This is a genomic window from Ruegeria sp. BB6, assembly GCF_056539385.1.
Genome location: NZ_JBQFUW010000010.1, coordinates 58,305 through 77,027, shown reverse-complemented (window position 1 = coordinate 77,027; position 18,723 = coordinate 58,305). Strand labels below are relative to the sequence as shown.

Below are 18,723 nucleotides of genomic sequence, written 5' to 3'. Positions count from 1 at the left end.
CTACTCTGTTGTTTGTCCCGGCTGCTTGCCGAGAATGATCATCGACAGCAGGTCGTCATCGGTCACGTCGGCGATCTCAACAGTGCCGACGAGTTTGCCGTTTTTCATCACGGATGCCCGATCGCACAGCTCCATCACGGCGTGAACGTCATGATCAATCAGGAAGATGCCAATCCCCTGAGCCTTGAGTTGATGGATCAGGTCCGCGACCATCTGGGTTTCGTGCGGGCCAAGCGCGGCTGTTGGCTCATCCATGATGAGGATACGAGCGTTGAAATAGACCGCCCTTGCGATCGCCACGGATTGCCTCTGACCCCCCGAAAGCGCCGAAACTGGGTCACTGAATTTCTGAAAATTCGGGTTCAGTTGCCCCATAATCTTGCGGCATTCGGCCTCCATCGCGGCGTCATTGACCAAACCGAAAGGCGTTGTCATCTCGCGCCCAAGAAAAAGGTTCGAAGTTGCATCCAGATTGTCGGCCAGCGCCAGCGTCTGATAGATCGTCTCAATATTATTCGCGCGCGCGTCCCGAGGGTTGTTGATCTCAACCGGCTTGCCGTCGATCAGAATCTCGCCGTGATCCATCTGATAGGCACCGGACAGAACCTTGATCAGCGTGGACTTTCCGGCACCGTTGTGGCCCAGCAAGCCAACAACTTCGCCGGGGTAGAGATCGACCGAGACGTGGTCCACCGCCTTGATCCCGCCAAACGAAATCGAGATATCTCGCATTTCGACAAGGGGAGGCGCACCTGAACCGCGACCAGAGCCTAAGGGCGATTTCTGCGTGTCCTGAACCTGCATCATTTTGCCCCCAATCGCTTGCGATAGACGATGTCGATATAGACGGCCAAAACCAGCACGCTGCCGACGACGATGTTCTGGAACGGCGCATCAACACCCACCATTGCCATCCCTGACTGAAGGGCCTGCATAATCAAGGCTCCAAGTATTGCGCCGTAAATCGTGCCGATCCCGCCGGACAGAGCCGTTCCGCCGATTACCGCAGCCGCGATCACGCGCAGCTCATCCAGCGTTCCGATGTCATTCGAGTGGTTCGCCAAACGGGCCGAGGCGACAACGGCTGAAACAGCACACAAGAACCCCATCAGGGCAAATATCTTGACGGTCAAAAGTCGCGTGTTGATCCCGGAAAGTTCGGCTGCATCCGGGTTTCCGCCGGTGGCAAAGATATATCTGCCAAACCTCGTTTTTCGCGCCACGACCGTCAGGGTCACGGCCACGATGATCAGGATGAGGACCGAAATCGGGATGCCGTAGCCAACAACCAAGCTTTCCGGCATTGTTTCGCCGCGCGCCTCGAACATCCGCTGTAGTCTTCGCGTGGGGATCGCATAGCTATTCACGACATAGACATACCCCAATATCGCAAATGCGATTATCCCAGCCAGCGTTGCTTCGGCCCAGACAGGTTTCACCGGAAAGCCGTGAGACGCCTTGGCTCGCCTGCCACTCCACAAAGCCCAGATCGCAACGGCCGCGGCAAACAGGCCGAACATCCAGCTTGCCGTTGTACCCAGCGTTCCATTCGTGCCGCCGAATTTCAGGAAATTGCTGTCCAAGGGGCCGATGGTCTGACCGCTGGTCAGATACCACGCCACATTCCGCCAGACCAGGAAACCACCCAGTGTAACAATGAACGCAGGGATCGTCAGATAACCGACCATCCACCCGTGAAATGCTCCGATCAAGGTACCAACTACAAGACCGACCACTAGTGTGATCGCCCATGTCACCGGATTATCCAGCCCCAACCCCAGCACATTCGGCAACAGCTCGGTCTGGGTCATTGCCATGACTGCGGAACTGGTCGCCAAAAGAGCGCCCACGGACAGGTCAATGTGGCGTGTCACGATGATAAAGACCATGCCGCACGCCATGATCGCCACAGAGACCGTCTGAATTGACAGGTTGAACAGGTTCCGAGGGGTCAGAAAGCGCCCGTCGGTGACGATGTTGAACCCAATACACAGGATGACAAACGCGCCGATCATTCCCAAAAGCCGCATATCCAGTTCCAATTGCTGAAACAGGCTGGGCTTAGTTTTTTGAGGTATCGGCTGAGACGAAGTTTCGGTCATTTCCGATCTTTCACATTCAGCAATGGTCCCCGGACCAGATCAAATGGTCCGGGGATTGTGCGATTTAGTTACACGGTGCGGGGCCGTTCTCGACGCCCTGACACAGGTCTTCCAATGGAATCCACCCGGCGTCCACAACAACAGACAGGTTGTCCTTTGTGATTGGAACAGGTGCCAGGAAGACCGAGTTCATTTCGGTCCCGCCCGGTGAGGTCCAGCTAATAGCGCCATCAATGTCTGCGGGGCTTGCTCCTCCGCTCAAGGCCACGGCGATTTCACCAGCCGCTTTTCCGAGCTCGCGCGCGTCCTTCCAAACCGAAACGGTTTGCGTCCCCAAAGCGACACGGTTCAACGCCGCATGATCGCCATCCTGACCCGAAACCGGTATCCCCTCCATGCCCTGCGCCGTCAGCGCAGCAACGACGCCACCGGCGGTGCCATCGTTCGATGCAACAACAGCATCCACGTTGTTTTCATTCGCAGTCAGAATCTGCTCCATGTTCCGCTGGGCGTTGGCTGGCAACCACCCATCCGTGTAGGCTTCGCCCACAATGACAATGTCGCCGCTGTCCACTGCGGATTGGATGATCTCTTGCTGACCACCACGCAGGAAATCCGCGTTCGGGTCCGTGGGCGACCCTTTGATCATGACATAGTTACCCTTGGGCATCGCCGCGAACACTGCGCGGGCCTGCATCCGGCCGACTTCAACATTGTCGAAGGTCAGGTAAAAGGCGCGGTCGTCTTCAATCAGACGGTCATATGCAATGACGGGTATACCCTCATCCGCAGCAGCCTGAACCGCCGGGCCGATAGCCTGGGAATCTTGTGCAAGAATGATCAGGGCATCCACACCCTGAGCGATCAGACTTTCGATGTCCGACAACTGTTTCGCAGAAGATGACTGTGCATCTGACGAGATATACTCGGCCCCGCCCGCCTCAAGCGCGGACTTGATCGCGGCTTCGTCTGTTTTCCAGCGTTCTTCCTGAAAATTGGACCAGCTTACGCCAACCACCGGTTCGGCAAATGCTGCCGACCCCAACAAGGCAACCGCAGCCGAAAAGCTGAGAATACGTTTCATGATTTCCTCCCGTTTATTGAGCCGCGTTCTTTCGATTCGTGGCTCTCAAGATCTTGAGTATCATATTTAATTCAGTCAGTAAAATATTTACTCTGTTAGATTGGTGGATTTCCAACTAGATTGGGGCAGCAACAAGATTCGCGAGATCAAGATGCTGAAAAGCAAGGGTTCTCCAAGCTCTGTGGACCAAAGAAATGCGACCCGCCTCAGGGTGCTGGAACATATCAGAACGCGAGGCTCGGTCTCGCGGATCGACATCGCGTCTGCGTTGCAAACCAGCCCGGCGACGGTCACCGCTGCGACCGCCGACCTTATCTCGGCTGGGCTGATAAAAGAGGTTGAGAGCGCCCCACCGTCCAAATCCGCCAAAAGAGGACGACCACGCGTTCTGCTACAGCTGGACGGGGGATCTTATCTGGTCGCCGGTCTGAAAGTTGCACGGCAATTCATTTCAGTCATCCTCGTCGACTTTGAAGGTAACGAGGTCGCCTCGCACAAATACGCTTTGGACAACGCGCGAATGTCACCCGGTGATTTCGTTCAAGAGGTATGTCGCGCACTAGAAGAAACCTGCGCGGGGATTGATGGCGCAATCCAGAATCTGTCCGGCGTTTCAATCGGAATAGCGGGGCTGGTCGACGCCGAAAGGAATTTCGTCCACTGGTCCTCCTCGATAACAGATCGCAATGTTGATTTCAGTCGGCGGCTGGCAGATGCGTTGCACTGTCCTGCCTTCATAGAAAACGACGCCAACCTTGTCGCCAAGGCCGAGCAACTGTTTGGCCTCGGAAAGGGTCTAAAAAACTTCCTGGTCGTTACGACAGAGCATGGCGTTGGGCTTGGCATCGTGCTTGGCGGCAAACTCTACCGCGGAGAGCGGGGCTGCGGCGCCGAATTTGGCCACGTCAAAGTTCAGCTTGATGGTGCGTTGTGCCAATGCGGTCAGCGTGGCTGCCTTGAGGCATATGTCGGGGACTATGCGCTTATACGCGAAATGACCGTTGCCGGACATGACAGGCAGATGAACACTATTTCAGACATCCACGATCTTGCCAACGCGGGGAACGAAAGGGCAAGCTCGGTGCTCGCGCGGGCGGGGCAGATGTTTGGTCTTGGCGTCTCTAATCTGATCAACCTGTTTGACCCTGAATGCATTATTGTGTCCGGCCCTCATACGAGTTTCGGGCATCTGTGTTCCGAGGACGTCATGGCGCGTATCCAAAGCGGAGTCGTCAAGGTGGATGCCCCCCTGCCCGAGATTAAGATACATCATTGGGGCGACCTGATGTGGGCAAAGGGTGCCGCAGCCTACGGGATCGAACAGGTTTCGATCCTCAAGGTAAAGGAGCTTGCGGCGCATGCGTCCTGAGCTGATTGCTTTGGTCACACTGGCCACCGCAGCAACGGCCGAGGTCCAAGCACCGCTTTTCAGCCGGGTGGAGTTGCCCTCTCATGTCTATGACGGTGGATGGGAACACTTCGTCGGTGGCGGTGTCGCCGTTTTCGACTGTAACGAAGACTCATTGCCGGACCTCTTTGTGGCGGGTGGGGCCAACCCTTCGCAACTGTTTCTGAACACCTCGGGACCAGAAGCCTCTTTCCAAACCGGCACACCTGATCACTTGGCGCTTACCGGCGTGACCGGCGCCTACCCCATTGATATCGACAGCGACGGAATGACGGACCTTGCCATTCTACGTGTCGGTCAGGACGTGCTTTTGCGGGGGCAGCCCGATTGCGCGTTCACCCCATTCACCACCCTGGACTTCCAGTCGGAAGATCACTGGACGACAGGGTTTTCCGCCACTTGGGAACAGGACCAGACTTTACCGACGCTGGCCTTTGGCACCTACGTGGATCGGTTCGACCCCAACGGTCCCTTTGAAACCTGCGGTCCGACGGTTCTGTATCGGCCTGACGGGAATACATATCGAAAGCCTCAGCATCTGGAGCCGGGATATTGCTCACTGTCCATCCTGTTTTCAGACTGGGCGAGACAGGGGCGCGCGGACCTGCGTGTCAGCAACGACCGCCATTACTATGTGCGCAACGGGCACGAGCAGCTTTGGGCGATGGAGACAGAGCCGCGTCTTTATACGCAGAACGACGGCTGGATTCCTTATTCGATCTGGGGCATGGGCATTGCATCGCGCGACTTGACCGGAGACGGGTTCCCAGAGGTCTACCTGACATCCATGGGCGACCAGAAGTTTCAGGTGTTCGACCCGGATGCCAATGGTCCGGCGTGGCGCGACGCAACCTTTGAGAAAGGAACCACGGCGCACAGGCCCCACACCGGCGGTGATGGCAGACCCTCGACCGGATGGCACGCGCAGTTTGCCGATGTGAACAACGATGGGCTCGACGACATTTTCGTGGCCAAGGGCAACGTTGAGCAAATGCCAGACGCCGCGTTGAACGATCCGAACAATTTGCTGATCCAGAAACCGGACGGTCAATTTGTCGAGGCGGCCACCCAAGCGGGTATTGCGTCAATGTCCAAGTCCCGAGGCGCGGCGGTCGCCGATCTGAACAATGACGGCTGGCTTGATCTGGTGGTCGTCAATCGCGGCACTGATTTGGAGGTCAGTCAAAACCAGCGCGCAGAGGGGAATTGGCTGTTGGCTGACATCTCTCAGAACCGGCCAAATCGTCAAGCAGTCGGAGGATTTATCGAACTCAAGACCTCGCTTGGCATCCAAACCCGAGAGATTGCGATCGGCGGGGGTCACGCCGGAGGCATTGCAGGGTTTCATCATTTTGGGTTGGGAGCCGACGACACCGTGCGCCTGCGCGTCATCTGGCCAGATGGGAATACAACAAAGTGGCAGGAACACCCTTCAAACCAGATCATTCAAATTCATCGGTGATCAACGATCAATCGCAAGCCCACTCGGAACCTGACTTGGAACGCCCAACCGTTCCGCCGGGTCTTCAAGACTGGTCAGAAAGCTAAGGATCGCGAGGACTTCCTGATCAGACAGGCTGACCGGTGACAGATCGCTGGACAGTGCTATCTTATCGATGTGATCTGCGTCCTCTAAAGCCAAATGATCTTGTGCCTGCGGCCAGTCTGGAAGCGTCGCGTCATTCACAGCGTAGCGATGCAAGGATGTGACCGGATCAAGGTGGTGGCGGACCATATCTTCGAGACGGCTAAACGCTCCGTTATGGCCGTATGGCGCGGTCAAGGTCACGTTGCGCAGGGATGGGGTCCTGAACGCAAACGCGTCCTCAGGGTCCCCAGTAACGCGCAGACGTCCGTCATCCCTGACGTGGCTTTCAAACCTCGCCGCCTTTCCTGGCCCGATTTGAGGCAGCGCGATCGAATGGAACTTGTGATCCGTCTGCAGCCAACCCGAGTGACACGCGCTGCACCCGGCCTTGCCGTAAAACAACGTCATCCCCTGCCGAGCCTCATCAGGCAGGTCTTCCTCGCCCCTCATGGCCCGGTCAAACGGGCTGTTATCGGCGCGCCATTCAAACGCAATGAAGTCGGCGATCACGTTGGCAATAGCGGTGAACGAGATCGCCTCACTCGGTGCGACTTCTTCAAACCGGCGCTGGTACTCTGGAATTTCCGCGACCCGCGCCGCAATCAGGTCCCACGCGCCGCCTTCCTGCGTCAAAAGCCCAAGGCGCACTGATTTGCTCACCTCATTCTCGGAATAATGGCCCGCCATTTCGTCGGGTGACAAAACAGGGAACATGGCCTGAGCTGCCAATGCGGATTTGAACCCCGGCCTCATATGCGTCCCCAGCGGGGTTCTGATCCCGTTGGGCTGGCTTGGGTCCGCTTCCAGCCGCCCATCGTGAAAGAACGTCGTGAATTGAGTTGCTCCGAGGTTCCAAAGACCAGGAGAATTCCGCGGTATCCGCTGTTCGGGCAAATTCGCGGGGTCAAGCCGGCGGTCGGCTCCTAATCCGACACCGCCCTCGCCTATTCCAAGTGACACGCCATCCGACGTGCCAAGCCTGGGGTGGTGGCAGGTTGCACAACTGATGTTTCGGTTTCCTGACAGGATCGGATCGTAAAATAGCAGTTGCCCCAACTGGGCGCTTGCCAGATCCGGCTCTACGAACTTGGGCGCGGGTCCAAGCGGCTGTGCACCAGCACTGACGGCGTGAAAACTGAACACGAGAATGGCTATGACAATGGCCCGTAAGCTCATGCCAGGCCCTCGGACACTTCTAGGGCAAGCACCTGTCGATACGGTTTTTCAGGGCTGCACAAGATAGAAGGGAACGTCGCAATATTGACCGCGTTCGGATAGCCGGACGGCTCAATGCAAAGCCCTGCCCGGCTGAAAAACGGATGGGCCATCTTCGCCCCGGAATATATCTGCGCCCCAGGCTGGTCGGACATGACAGACAGTCGCAAACCGGACGGGGACGTAAAATCTGCGATCGGCGCATCAAGGGCTCGGTCGGGATCAAAACAATAGTAGTGATCCAAATCTTCGGGCGCGCTTTGGACAGTTTTGGCTTGCGTGAAATCCAAATGCCCGGCGCACACCTCGATCGTTGCGCCCGTCGCGCATCCAGAAGCGTCTGTTTCCAGAAACCTCTGAGACGCAAGTCTCAACCTATGCACCGAGATACCCTCAGCGCTCCCAAGCGAATAATAGTTGTGCTGCGCAATGCTGATCGGGGTGGGCCGGTCCGGGAAGGCTTGGATCGTGTAAACCAGACGCGGGCAGTCCAACTTGATGGTGACTTCAAACCTGACAGTTCCCGGGAAACCATCTTCTCCGTCTTGGGAAATCAGGCTCAGGGCTACCTCTGTCTGCGAAACGTGTTCTATCGCCCAGTTGCGATGAGACAAGCCAACCGCTCCACCATGCAAGGTGTTCCCGTGTTCGTTCGCCGTCAGCTCGACCCTTTCGTTGCCGAGATCGAATTGAGCCCCTGAGATTCGATTGGCAACCCGGCCAACGATTGCCCCCATATAGTTTGTATCGGACACATACGCCTGCGGATCATCGTACCCAAGGATCAAGGGCGTGCCCTTGTGCCACCAGCCCTGAGTTATGGCCCCATAGCTCAGCAGGCAAACCCGCATATCGCCATCCGTCAGCACGGCCTGCTCAAGTTGGGGTTGGTTTTGGGTATCCCCGTTCATCACTTAGCCAAGGATGCCAGCGCCTTATAATACTGCCTATAGCGCTGATATTCACTTTCATAGACATCCACAAACTCATCGCGCGGATCTATGGTTTCGTTAATGGCAGGCGGAGTCATTACGTCTGCCGGGCTTGAGTTCGTGACGGCACAGATAGCCAGACGAGCCGCACCTATTGCCGCGCCAAATTCGCTGCCCGCTGGCAGAGCAAGAGGTATCTTCAAAACCGTGGCCAGTGTCTCCAACCAGAACCGAGACTTTGCGCCGCCGCCAACCGCCAGCAATCGACCCGGTTCGGTTCCCGTGCTTTTCAAAGCCTCAAGACAATCACGCATCGCGAAAGCAACTCCCTCCATCACGGATCGTGTCAGGTCCACCGGGTTCGACGCAATGTCCACGCCCAGAAAAGCAGCCCGTATGTTGCTGTCATTATGCGGCGTTCTTTCACCCGATAGATAGGGCAAGAAGGTAATTGGCGATGGACCGTCCACAGAGTCGGGCAATTCGCCCGCCAAGTCCTCGACCGGACGGCCCAGATTTTGCGACAGCCAGTTCATGCTGTTTGTTGCCGAAAGAATGACACCCATCTGAATCCAACGCTCAGGCACGGCGTGGCAAAAGCAGTGGACTGCGGTATCCGGCGCAGGCGCGTACTGCTCGGTCGCGACAAGCAATACGCCCGAGGTGCCAAGCGACAGAAATCCCGTTCCATCCTTTACGCTGCCGATACCGCAGGCTGCGGCGGCGTTGTCACCGGCACCCCCGGCAACGATCACCTTCCCGGATAGCCCCCATTCTTGCAGCAGCTCGGTGCGCAGCTCGCCCCCCGGTTCGCTTCCCTCGACCAAACGGGGCATCTGATCCAGCCGCATGTGGCTGAGGCTCAGCGCCCTTTCCGACCAGCACCGAGCACCGACATCCACCCACGAAGTACCAGCACTGTCGGACAGGTCGCTGACATACTCGCCGGTCAACCAGAACCGAAGGGAGTCCTTCGGCAATAAAACCTTTGCAGTTTCCGAAAACACCTCGGGTTCATGTGATCTCACCCATTCCAGCTTGGGCGCTGTGAAGCCCGGAAAAACAATGTTTCCCGAGATGGCACGCATCTCGGGGTTCTGATCCAATACCTTTGCCTGTTCAGACGACCGGGTGTCGTTCCAAAGAATACATGGCCTTAGAACCCTCCCGTCCGAGTTCAGCAAGGTCGCTCCGTGCATGTGCCCGCTCAGCCCGATTCCGCGTAAGGCGGCAAAAGCCTGTTCGTTTTCAGACCGAAGCGTTGCAACAACCTTCTTGCAAGCATCAACCCAGTCTTGCGGCGATTGCTCGGACCAACCCGGATGCGGTGCCGAGGTTGAAATGCTGGCTTCCGCATCGCACACAACACTGCCAGCTTCGTCTACGAGAATTCCCCGCAGACCTGACGTCCCCAAGTCTAATCCAAGATACAATTTGACAGTCCACCATATTTTTTACCAAGTAAAATAATTGATGTCAGGATCAAGTCAATGCTGCAATGCCTATCACTCTTTTCACCTGTGTCGGCACTTCCCATGACCAAATGCAGGACGGCTCAACAGTCTCGAGACTTGTCAGACTTACATTGTAATGTTTCTATGTGATCAGCACGTTATTCAGAAGACAGGACTTTCAATCACATCTTTGGGAGGAACAGAATGAAATTGCATTGCTTGGCCGCTTTTTCAGCGGGCCTGATTTGTGCGCAGGCCCATGCACAGAAAGGGCCAACCCAGCATGATGCAGAGTTCTATGTTCTTCAGACCCAACACGCCCAGAAATGGGACCGGGATGATACAGCGGTCGAGGCATTCCTCGCCAAGCAAAGTTCGTCACAACAATAGCCTGAAACCTTTCGCCCAGCATCGGCGGCGGTCGCACTTTTAGAACATCAGGGATCACTTATGGTAGCAAACGTAATATTCGCACTCAGCTTGATCGTATCGCTTGGCATCGGGTTCATCTACTTCCGTGATCTGGGCGACGTTTCGCAGATGCTATTGAAAGTAAAGCGCAAAAACATGGTGCGCTTCATACGCCACGAATACCGGCTGATTGCTGTCGGGTTGGGCGGTTTTGCAGTGGCCACGCTTGTTCACTTTATCTTTGGCAGTGGACCTTTGTGGCTATGGATCATCTCGGCGCTACTCGTGATTTTCCTTTATGGTTTTCCGTATGTCTGGGTGCATCTGGGGCTGCGAAACCAACTCAACGACGCCGCGTTCTTTCCCATTTCCGAAGCCCGAAAATACGTCGGCCCGTCGGCGCCCGTTATCGTGATTGAAAACAACGGGCATGCGCGCGCGCACCCGGACGCCCAGATCATGCGGCCTCATCTAGCTGGCGACGTGAATGGATTGGGCGGCGAGGACATCGTGATGACCTACTGCGCGATGGCAAATCTCGGGCAGGGCTATGCTCCTCGGATCGAGGGCAAACGACTGGATCTGGAGGTTTTGGCACAACATGGGAACAACCTGATCCTGCGCGACAATGAAACCGGCGAGCCGATACAGCATATCTATGGATTTCGCGAGGCCGACCTTGACCCAAATGCGGACGGGCTGGCATGCCCCCTTCGGCCCGAAGCTCAGATGACCCCCTGGCCGACTTACCGCATGACCTTCCGCGGCTTTCAGAAAGCCTTTCCCGAAGGCGAAGTCTTTCTCAACAAGCCCTCACCAAATCCCGTTCTGCGCCTACTGGACATGGTGACCGAGATCACCTTTGGCTGGGGGATCAGTCGCCAGCATCAAGAAGACGCCCCGGTCATGGATAATATGGAACGGTCTGACAACCGTCTGCCCAACAAGACCTACGTTTGGGGGATCACGATTGGCAACGACGCCGCCTGCTGGACGGACGACTTCGTCGTCGAGAATAACTGGGTCGTCAACGCAAGTGTCGGTGGACGCGATGTGGTCGTCAGTCTGGACCCCAAATACGAAAGCCTTGGCGTGTGGTACAATGACAGCGGCAAGCCTGTGACTCGCTGCGACTTTTGGGGCATGTCGGATCAGGGCAGGCTGAAACGGGTCGAAACGCTGCGCGCTGGTGTTTTCTGGCACGTCTGGTCCGAGTTCTTTCCGGACACCGACATCAACCGCTCGGCACTTGGATCGAACAACAGTGAGGCAGCCGCCTAACCTTACAGTACAACGCTTTGCGATCTTGGGAGGGACCAATGAGAACAACCGAAAGGCTAAGAAAAACAGCATTGAAACTGGCGTTAGCCGTGGCGCTGCCAACCTCTGTTTCCGCGCAGCAGTCTGACTGGTCTTATCAAGCAACGATTTACCTGTTTACTCCTGAAACCAAAGTCTCGCAGGAAACACCCAATGGCAAGGTAGAGGGAACGCTGTCCTTCGCAGACGCGCTTGAAAACTTTGACCTTGCCTTTATGGGGACGTTTGCCGCGACAAATGGGCGGTGGTCGTTACTTGCGGATTACAACTATACCGACCTCTCGTTCAGCAACACCACTCCTGGCCCGGCCAGCTCAGGCGTGGAAACATCTCTTACCACGCAATTTCTAAGCGGGTATGTGGGTTACCGGGTCCTGACCACGGACACGTCAACGGTTGATGTCGCCGGAGGGTTCAGATGGTTCCGCACTCAGACAGATTTTACGGTTCTGCCGGGAACTGCACCGGGCCGGATGGTCAACATCGACGAGAGCTGGACCGACCCCGTGATCGGGGTTAGAGCCCGCGTTGATTTCAACGACAGATGGTCCGGGACGGGCTTTTTCGACTATGGCGGTTTCACGAATGACAGCGAAACATGGCAGGTTCTTCTGACTGCGGACTACGCCATCAACGACAGGTGGCTGCTTAGGGGCGGATACCGTTACATCTCGTTTGACCACGAGATTAACGGAGGCGACTTCAAGTTCGAACAATCCGGCCCACTGTTTGGTGCAACCTACCGATTTTAAGTTTGGCGAGTGCGATGAGAAGCGGCCTCATACTTAGGCCCGCCAGCACCCGGCTGCGTTTCTCGCAAAGAATACGATTCAGGTTAGAGGTACCTTGATGCGCTGCGGGGTGGCACCTGCGAACCATTGCTGCGGCCTTGAGACAGACATGTTCTGATGTGCCTGCTCCACCCATGTGCGCAGTTGCAAAAGGACCACCGCCCCGCCCACAACAATGGTGGCCCCAATCACCGGAGAGGCCGCAATCTCGTAGCTTTGCGTGCTGGAAATCCACAAGGCAAAACCCAAACGGGTCACGGCCACGGCATCCGTTACTCGGGTCAGCTTGGGAAGGAAATAGGAAGTGATTGCCGATGCACACACGACCAATCCCATGTAGACAAATCCCGCAAGTACAGGAAGCGGCAGCCCCATGCGTGTGACGTCAACATGCGAATACAGCACAAAACCTGCGGAAAACGCCAAAAATGCGATTGAATAGAGCCTGCGCTTTTCCCGGTCGATATGTTTGACGATGCGGTTCACTGGGGCTCCTATGCCAACTGACTTGACCTTTCTGGAGCCCGAATTTGCAGTTGATCTGACAAAATCAGGGCGGAATTTTGACTTTGTTTCCCCAACCGTTCCCGTTCAGCGCGCCTGTCATTCCGCGTTCAAGGATTCCGGTGCAATCATATCCGCATAGTTTTCGGCCAGCAGGCTGGCATCGGTGCGATTGAATTTGACCGAAGGCAGCACCTGCATGTCGATTTGCGACGCGCCGTCGAACAATTTCGATAGGTCCACGTTCAGGTGTATCGTGGTCTCAGATGAAAGGTCGGGCGGCAAAGCGATCGACACTTCCCGCGCATTTTCAGAAAAACCCACATGATATACCAGCGGCGACACGGCCTCTCCGACCCGGAGCGCCCCCTCAAAGACAACAAACTTGTATCCCACCTCCCAATTCCAGGCCATCTGGCTGTTCGGGTCCAGTTCTCCGCGTGCTTCGATCGAGCCATTGGCCGCTGGGTCTACGCCGATCAGAAACCGCACCTCCTCGACCGAGCGCAACGGAACCTTGGGCAACTCGATCGTATGGGTTGTTTCGGGATTATCAAATCTCAGCAGATGATAACTGTCCGGTTCCGCAAAGGTTTTCTCGCCCTGAACCAATGTCAGATTGCTGGCGAAAAACCGAAAGTCACGCACTCGAAACACCCCTGATCCACCTGGGTTTTCGTAGATGAACTCGTCATACACCAACGGATCATCTCCCATTCGGGCATGGAAGGACAAAGTCACGTCTGTCTCTCGCTGAGCTTTGGAGGCCAGAACGAACCAAGCTCCGATTACCAGAACCAAAAGAAAGGCAAGACCGGTCATGACGTTGGATCGTTCCATCAGGTGTCTCCTGCGAGCGGGTCGGAAAACAGCGGATTTTCCAGAAAAGCAGTGTCGGTCAACGTGTTCAGAAATGCGATGATCGCGTCCGTCTCCTCTGGTGTCATACGCAGCCCGACGGTGCCCGATGCCCTATCCGGCGCATTGTCGGCCTCAAGGATCAATGGGCTTAACGTATCGCTGACCACGATCCCGTCATTGTAATGAGCCATGACCTCCTCCAGCGTCGCAAATCGCCCGTCGTGCATGTAAGGAGCGGTCACAGCAATGTTTCGCAGCGTTGGAACCTTGAAAAATCCCTTATGGGCAGAGTTGCCAGTGACTGACATCAGACCCGGCGCAAGCGCGTGATCCGGGTCCAGCCCGTTATTCGAGAACCCGTCGAACGCATCCCGAAAACCCGAGGTCAAGAACTGGCTGTGACAATCGATACAGTTTCCACCCCGCAGCGAGACCTTCGTGTCCGGGTGCGCCATGAAAAGTTTGCGCCCATGTTCTTCCTGAGCGGTCAAGCGCACCTCGCCACGCAAGTATTTGTCGTACTTGGAGTCGGACGAAATCAACATCCGCATGAAACTCGACAAGGCCCGCGCGATATTGTCTGCGCTGACGTCCCCATAAGCATCACGAAACATCCTGCGGTACTTGCCCGAGGCGGACAGCTCCTCAATCAGTTCTCCAATGTCCTGGCCCATCTCGTCGGGGTGCTGAATCGGCATCAACGCCTGTTCCTCCAGCGAGGCGGCGCGGCCGTCCCAAAAGAACCGTTCCTGCCCCCAAAGGAGGTTCGCCAGACTCATAGAGCTAAAGTCCAGCTCGCCGCCGGAAAGGGTTGGTGATCTGGCGCGTCCATCCGTAAAGGCCAACGCCTGCACATGGCAGGACGCGCAGGACACCTCGTTATTGCCAGATAGCATGGGATCATAAAAAAGATGCCTGCCAAGGGCGAACCCTTCTTCCGTCAGGGGGTTGTCCGGTGGAACGGCAAAACGTCCAAACACAAATGGGGCCGAGAAATTCGCGATCGGCGTCGGGGACGGAGCGCGCACACGATCCCAGATCAGCCACCCCGCCACCACCAGAACGGCGGTGACGGTCATGGCGAGAATTACCCGATGCATGGTGCCCTCAGGTTGCTAGTGATGGTGTACGAAACCCGAACCGAACAACCCTTCGACGTTGTCCACACCCTTGTTGTAACGCTCTTTGAAGTTGACGGTTGCGATACGTTCGCCGGTTTCAAGGTCATGAACCGAGATGGTATGCGCGTTCAGGTCCGCTATGAAATCCACATCAGTCGGGTCGTCTTCGGCTCCGTTCCCCAGATTGAGCAGATTGTTCTGGATCGCGATCAGTTCCCGCCCCGAGGCCGAGGTAAAAAAGATCATGTGATGCGCCCCCGGATCGGCGACGATATCCGGGCCGCTGGATACCAGTTCCGGCAAGGCGGCCAATTCGTAACGCTTTACGACCCCGGGCAGCGCATGAGAGATGAACAGCTCATCTTCGGTGCCGTAAAACTCCAGCGGGACTGCCGTATCATTGGCTACGCCGCTGTAGATGACTTCGGGCGCGCCAAACGTTTTGGAGCTGGCGTCATAAGGCACTTTCCAGGTTTCAAACCCGAACATCGTGTTTGCAAGGATTGCTGGCTGGATTTCCGGGTGCATGCCGGGGCGCGCAAACAGAACCTCGACCGGCGAAGACGGAAAATCCAACGGCTTTTCTTTTTCGACCAGAATATTCTCGATGGGCTCAAGAGTGTTCAGGTCGATGATTGTCAGAACATTGCCAACGCCGGTGGCCAGATCCGGGTGCACGGTTGAGGTTACAACCATGCGGTCCTCAAAGGCTGAAATCCCGTGCGGATACATGATATATGGCTCACCCTCGCCCACCTGGCTTTTGCGTGCTTCAATGATTTTGACGACTTCGTTTGTCTGCGGGTCGAACACGCCCACTGATCCACCGTCATCGCCACCAGTACCGCCCATGAACGTGACGAACATGTATTCCTGCCCGTTGGAGGTCGTCCACATGATGTCTTCCCCCACCATCTGTCCTTGGGTATCCAGACAGGTGAACCCAGAGATCACGGGTGCTCCGTTTGAATCACGGGACAAACCGATCTCTGCCAGACTGCAAGACGGATCCAGCCCGGTCGAATACAGCCTGCCATTTGGACTATAATACAAATGGTGCAGAGGGTGTTCGATGTCGGGCTGTTCCACTTCACTCAGGATTTCTCCGAAACGGTCAGACTCCGGGTCCAGCTCAACAATCGCCACGCTGTGTTTCGTGTCCAGTGTCGGCAATCCTCGCAGCAGCACCATCCCCTGACTTTCCTCGCGGTTCTGCGCCTGTGCCGATGACATTCCGATCAATATCAGGCCAGAGCCAAACAAGATGCCTTGCACTAAACGACTGAATCTCATGGTCTTTCCCCTTGTGATGCAGTTATGAAAATAGCAGCGCGAAATATGCTTTACCTTACGTCATATCACATGGTGGGATTTGCGCCAAACCAACCACCAGTGGACGTCAGACGAGATGGCTGCCGGCCCTTAGACGGCTGGCAGAAAATTCAATAACAGAACGGACCTTGGGGGACTGTTCCGCATCGCACGGTCGTCAGGCTCGGATTCCCCGACTCGATGATGCGAAAGCCAACAACCACGCAATGCTGATCTGTGTCGCGACCAAAACGGAGCAATGTCGCGCTTTTAATCCTCTGGAAACATTGCCTTGAGCAACCGACGGATATCTGCCGCAAAGTCTTCCTTTGTCTGCGCAACAACCATCGCGCCACGGGCCGCAGTAATCAGAAGGTAAGACAGGTCCTGCGCACGTTCAGGGGATGAAGCCAGACCTTGACGCAGCAGGAACTCACCCACCTTGGCCAAATATGCCTCTGGCCAGTTTTCCGGCTGCGCGGCGGCCACGTCCAGCGCGTTCTCAAGCAGTTCGGCCCCGTGGTGTGTTCTGGACAATTCCAGCGAGTCACCCACGACGTACAGCAGAACCTTTTCCAGAACCTCTAGCGGTGCACCATCCGCCTTTTCCAAATCCGAGAAGACATCGCGGTACAAATTCTCCATGTAGGTCTTCAACGCCCAAGTATAGCACGCCTCTTTGGACCCGAATTTCTTGTAGATAGACTGGCGCGACAACCCGACAGCCCGCGCAATTTCTTCCATAGACGTTTTACGAAAACCGTATTGGGCAACGACATTCATGATATCGCGCGGGTCAACACCCGAGATTGTAGAAGAAACTATCATCATTCAACTTTCCAAAATCCAGTCCCGCGATAAAACGGCAGCGGTTCCGGCTGTTGATTTTCCCCGCCCGCGATCGCGGTTGGGAAGCCACGACTTTCCCGCCCTGACTTTACCAATTGCACTCGGCTTACATAAGTTATCCACTTTGCCAACAGCTTAAAGGCGTGTCTCTGGCATTGCAAATTCACCCAAGGGTTGGGTGCTCAAAAAAACCGCCGCCTGCGCAATAACAAGGCGGCGGATTGAACATGTACAGACTGCGACGGTCAGCTCAGGACTGAACCGCCTTCATGAACCGGTCGCGGATGACGACGGGGTCCATCGTAATCGGAGGCATTTTCGCGTTACCGCTTTCACACTTACTAACGATTATCGTCATTTGCTTGGCGTCCAGTGCCTCTTGCAAAACGCGGCCCGTATCCTCTGCCTGACATTCGATCACCCGTTCACAGCCCGCCGCCTCAGCCATTTTAGCAAGCGAGGTTTTCTGCCCGGCATATGTCGGCTGATCACCGGTCGATCCGTATGATCCATTGTCGACAATCAGCAGGATGTAATTGTCAGCCTCGTTGTTTGCGATTGTGGGCAGCGTGCCAAGATTGGTCAAAACAGACCCATCGCCGTCGATGACGATTACCGGCTTAGGTTGCGCAAGCGCCAAGCCCAAACCGATGGATGAGGCCAGCCCCATCGTGCCCAGCATGTAGAAATTGGTCGGCTGATCGTCGATTGCGTGTAGCTCCTGACTGGGGATGCCAATATTGCAGACCACAAGCTGATCCCGCAGGATCGGAGCGATTTCTTTAAGGATTTCTGAACGTATCATTGGTCGCCGTAGCCTCCCCAAAAGTTGGCATCGGTCAGAATGGCGACCGGCTTGTTGCACATGAACGTGTATTTCAGGATTGCATCCAGTTCCTCGACATCTGCCTGATGATGGAAGTGGTAGGTCGGGATGTTCAACTGGGCAAGCAGCGCCTTGGTGTGCACCGCCATTTCAACCTGACAGGCGATCGGTTCGCGCAGTTCCCCTCGGTATGAGATCAACATGGGCAAAGGCATCCGGTAATACTGAATCAACGTCGCAAGCGTGTTGATCGTCACGCCGATTGCCGTGTTCTGCATGATGATGGCCGGGCGCTTTCCCCCCATCCATGCACCAGCGCACAGGCCCATCCCTTCATCCTCTTTGTTGGAGGGGATGTGGTAGATGCCTTCGCGCTCATCAATCTCGGCAATGACGCCCGCAAGTTGCTTGCACGGGACGGTGGTGACGAACGAGATATCGTTGGCCATCAGATCATCCGTGATCTTTTTGTCTATGTTCATGTCCGGTCTGTCAGTCCTGATTGGGGCGCAAAGGCGCGATTGACGAATTACGGCCTGCGGTGCACATGCACGGCACAAGCTGCGTGACGGACGACACGCGACGCGGTCGACCCTAGGAAATAGTCGCTGAGGCCGGGTTTGTGCGACCCTATGACGATGCATTCAACATCGTTGTCATTGGCATAGTCGATAATGGTTCGCGCCGTGTGCCCTTTGACGATGTCGCACTTTATCCCGTCCACGCCCGACACCTTGTCGCGCAGCAGGTTGCGGGCCGCGCGAAACCCTTCGGCGACCACGTCCTTGTCCAGATATGCGCTGACCGACCCTTGCGGCATTTCATAGACATGCAGGGCTATGATCTCGCTGTCTTCGGCAGACAAGGCACGCGCGACCTGCAATGTGTGCGGTGACAACCCATGATCCAGCGCCATCGGCACGAGAATTTTCTTGTACATAAAAGC

19 protein-coding genes are annotated in these 18,723 nt (G+C 56.0%); 5 read left to right on the top strand and 14 right to left on the bottom strand.

Annotation, left to right across the window (positions count from 1 at the left end; genetic code table 11):
- The 3 genes from ACR0B7_RS19245 to xylF form a co-directional block, all read right to left on the bottom strand.
- Nucleotides 1-804 (bottom strand): ATP-binding cassette domain-containing protein, encoded by an 804-nt coding sequence (locus ACR0B7_RS19245; protein ID WP_170486336.1) that lies wholly within the window; start codon nt 802-804, stop codon nt 1-3.
- Nucleotides 804-2,102: a sugar ABC transporter permease gene (locus ACR0B7_RS19240; protein WP_170486285.1), complete on the bottom strand. Its 1,299-nt coding sequence runs from the start codon at nt 2,100-2,102 to the stop codon at nt 804-806. Before ACR0B7_RS19240 ends, ACR0B7_RS19245 begins: the two co-directional genes overlap by 1 nt.
- A 64-nt stretch (nt 2,103-2,166) precedes the next feature.
- Nucleotides 2,167-3,186 carry a D-xylose ABC transporter substrate-binding protein gene (xylF, locus tag ACR0B7_RS19235; protein ID WP_170486286.1) on the bottom strand — a complete coding sequence of 340 codons (1,020 nt, stop codon included), beginning with the start codon at nt 3,184-3,186 and terminating at the stop codon, nt 2,167-2,169.
- A gap of 151 nt (nt 3,187-3,337) precedes the next feature.
- Between xylF and ACR0B7_RS19230 the strand changes: the two genes are divergently transcribed.
- Complete coding sequence (locus tag ACR0B7_RS19230; protein WP_170486287.1) at nt 3,338-4,555, top strand: ROK family transcriptional regulator; 1,218 nt, start codon at nt 3,338-3,340, stop codon at nt 4,553-4,555.
- On the top strand, nt 4,545-6,056 hold the full coding sequence (locus ACR0B7_RS19225; protein ID WP_170486288.1) for a CRTAC1 family protein: 1,512 nt from the start codon (nt 4,545-4,547) through the stop codon (nt 6,054-6,056). Before ACR0B7_RS19230 ends, ACR0B7_RS19225 begins: the two co-directional genes overlap by 11 nt.
- On the opposite strand, the gene ACR0B7_RS19220 is transcribed toward ACR0B7_RS19225, so the two are convergent.
- From ACR0B7_RS19220 to xylB, 3 genes are read right to left on the bottom strand one after another with little or no spacing between them, the layout of a single operon-like run.
- On the bottom strand, nt 6,057-7,358 hold the full coding sequence (locus ACR0B7_RS19220; protein ID WP_170486289.1) for a cytochrome c peroxidase: 1,302 nt from the start codon (nt 7,356-7,358) through the stop codon (nt 6,057-6,059).
- Nucleotides 7,355-8,308, bottom strand: a complete 954-nt coding sequence (locus tag ACR0B7_RS19215) for an aldose epimerase family protein (RefSeq protein ID WP_170486290.1) — start codon at nt 8,306-8,308, stop codon at nt 7,355-7,357. Before ACR0B7_RS19215 ends, ACR0B7_RS19220 begins: the two co-directional genes overlap by 4 nt.
- Complete coding sequence (gene xylB / locus ACR0B7_RS19210) at nt 8,308-9,762, bottom strand: xylulokinase (RefSeq protein WP_170486291.1); 1,455 nt, start codon at nt 9,760-9,762, stop codon at nt 8,308-8,310. Before xylB ends, ACR0B7_RS19215 begins: the two co-directional genes overlap by 1 nt.
- Nucleotides 9,763-9,987: 225 nt before the next feature.
- Here xylB and ACR0B7_RS19205 point away from each other — a divergent pair, with 225 nt between their 5' ends.
- Genes ACR0B7_RS19205 through ACR0B7_RS19195 form a run of 3 tightly spaced genes read left to right on the top strand, consistent with a single transcriptional unit; the run spans nt 9,988 to nt 12,266 of the window.
- Nucleotides 9,988-10,173 carry a hypothetical protein gene (locus ACR0B7_RS19205; protein ID WP_170486292.1) on the top strand — a complete coding sequence of 62 codons (186 nt, stop codon included), beginning with the start codon at nt 9,988-9,990 and terminating at the stop codon, nt 10,171-10,173.
- 60 nt (nt 10,174-10,233) lie between these two features.
- Entirely contained in the window at nt 10,234-11,475 is a 1,242-nt protein-coding gene (locus tag ACR0B7_RS19200; protein ID WP_170486293.1) for a DUF3179 domain-containing (seleno)protein, read from the top strand.
- A 38-nt stretch (nt 11,476-11,513) separates the two neighbouring features.
- Entirely contained in the window at nt 11,514-12,266 is a 753-nt protein-coding gene (locus tag ACR0B7_RS19195; protein WP_480682221.1) for an outer membrane protein, read from the top strand.
- 78 nt (nt 12,267-12,344) lie between these two features.
- Here ACR0B7_RS19195 and ACR0B7_RS19190 read toward each other — a convergent pair whose 3' ends face one another.
- From ACR0B7_RS19190 to ACR0B7_RS19155, 8 genes are all read right to left on the bottom strand, one after another.
- Nucleotides 12,345-12,791 (bottom strand): hypothetical protein, encoded by a 447-nt coding sequence (locus ACR0B7_RS19190; RefSeq protein WP_170486294.1) that lies wholly within the window; start codon nt 12,789-12,791, stop codon nt 12,345-12,347.
- Between the two features lie 117 nt (nt 12,792-12,908).
- Nucleotides 12,909-13,649, bottom strand: coding sequence for an MbnP family protein (locus ACR0B7_RS19185; protein WP_170486295.1), 741 nt, complete (start codon nt 13,647-13,649; stop codon nt 12,909-12,911).
- Nucleotides 13,649-14,770, bottom strand: a complete 1,122-nt coding sequence (locus tag ACR0B7_RS19180) for a cytochrome c peroxidase (RefSeq protein WP_170486296.1) — start codon at nt 14,768-14,770, stop codon at nt 13,649-13,651. Before ACR0B7_RS19180 ends, ACR0B7_RS19185 begins: the two co-directional genes overlap by 1 nt.
- Before the next feature lie 15 nt (nt 14,771-14,785).
- Complete coding sequence (locus ACR0B7_RS19175; RefSeq protein WP_170486297.1) at nt 14,786-16,084, bottom strand: hypothetical protein; 1,299 nt, start codon at nt 16,082-16,084, stop codon at nt 14,786-14,788.
- A 288-nt stretch (nt 16,085-16,372) separates the two neighbouring features.
- Nucleotides 16,373-16,933, bottom strand: a complete 561-nt coding sequence (locus ACR0B7_RS19170) for a TetR/AcrR family transcriptional regulator (RefSeq protein ID WP_170486298.1) — start codon at nt 16,931-16,933, stop codon at nt 16,373-16,375.
- Between the two features lie 268 nt (nt 16,934-17,201).
- Complete coding sequence (gene comE / locus ACR0B7_RS19165; protein WP_170486299.1) at nt 17,202-17,756, bottom strand: sulfopyruvate decarboxylase subunit beta; 555 nt, start codon at nt 17,754-17,756, stop codon at nt 17,202-17,204.
- Complete coding sequence (gene comD, locus ACR0B7_RS19160; RefSeq protein WP_170385740.1) at nt 17,753-18,259, bottom strand: sulfopyruvate decarboxylase subunit alpha; 507 nt, start codon at nt 18,257-18,259, stop codon at nt 17,753-17,755. The genes comE and comD overlap by 4 nt, the downstream gene beginning before the upstream one ends.
- 47 nt (nt 18,260-18,306) lie before the next feature.
- Nucleotides 18,307-18,717, bottom strand: coding sequence for a universal stress protein (locus ACR0B7_RS19155; RefSeq protein ID WP_170486300.1), 411 nt, complete (start codon nt 18,715-18,717; stop codon nt 18,307-18,309).
- Nucleotides 18,718-18,723: the final 6 nt, after the last annotated feature.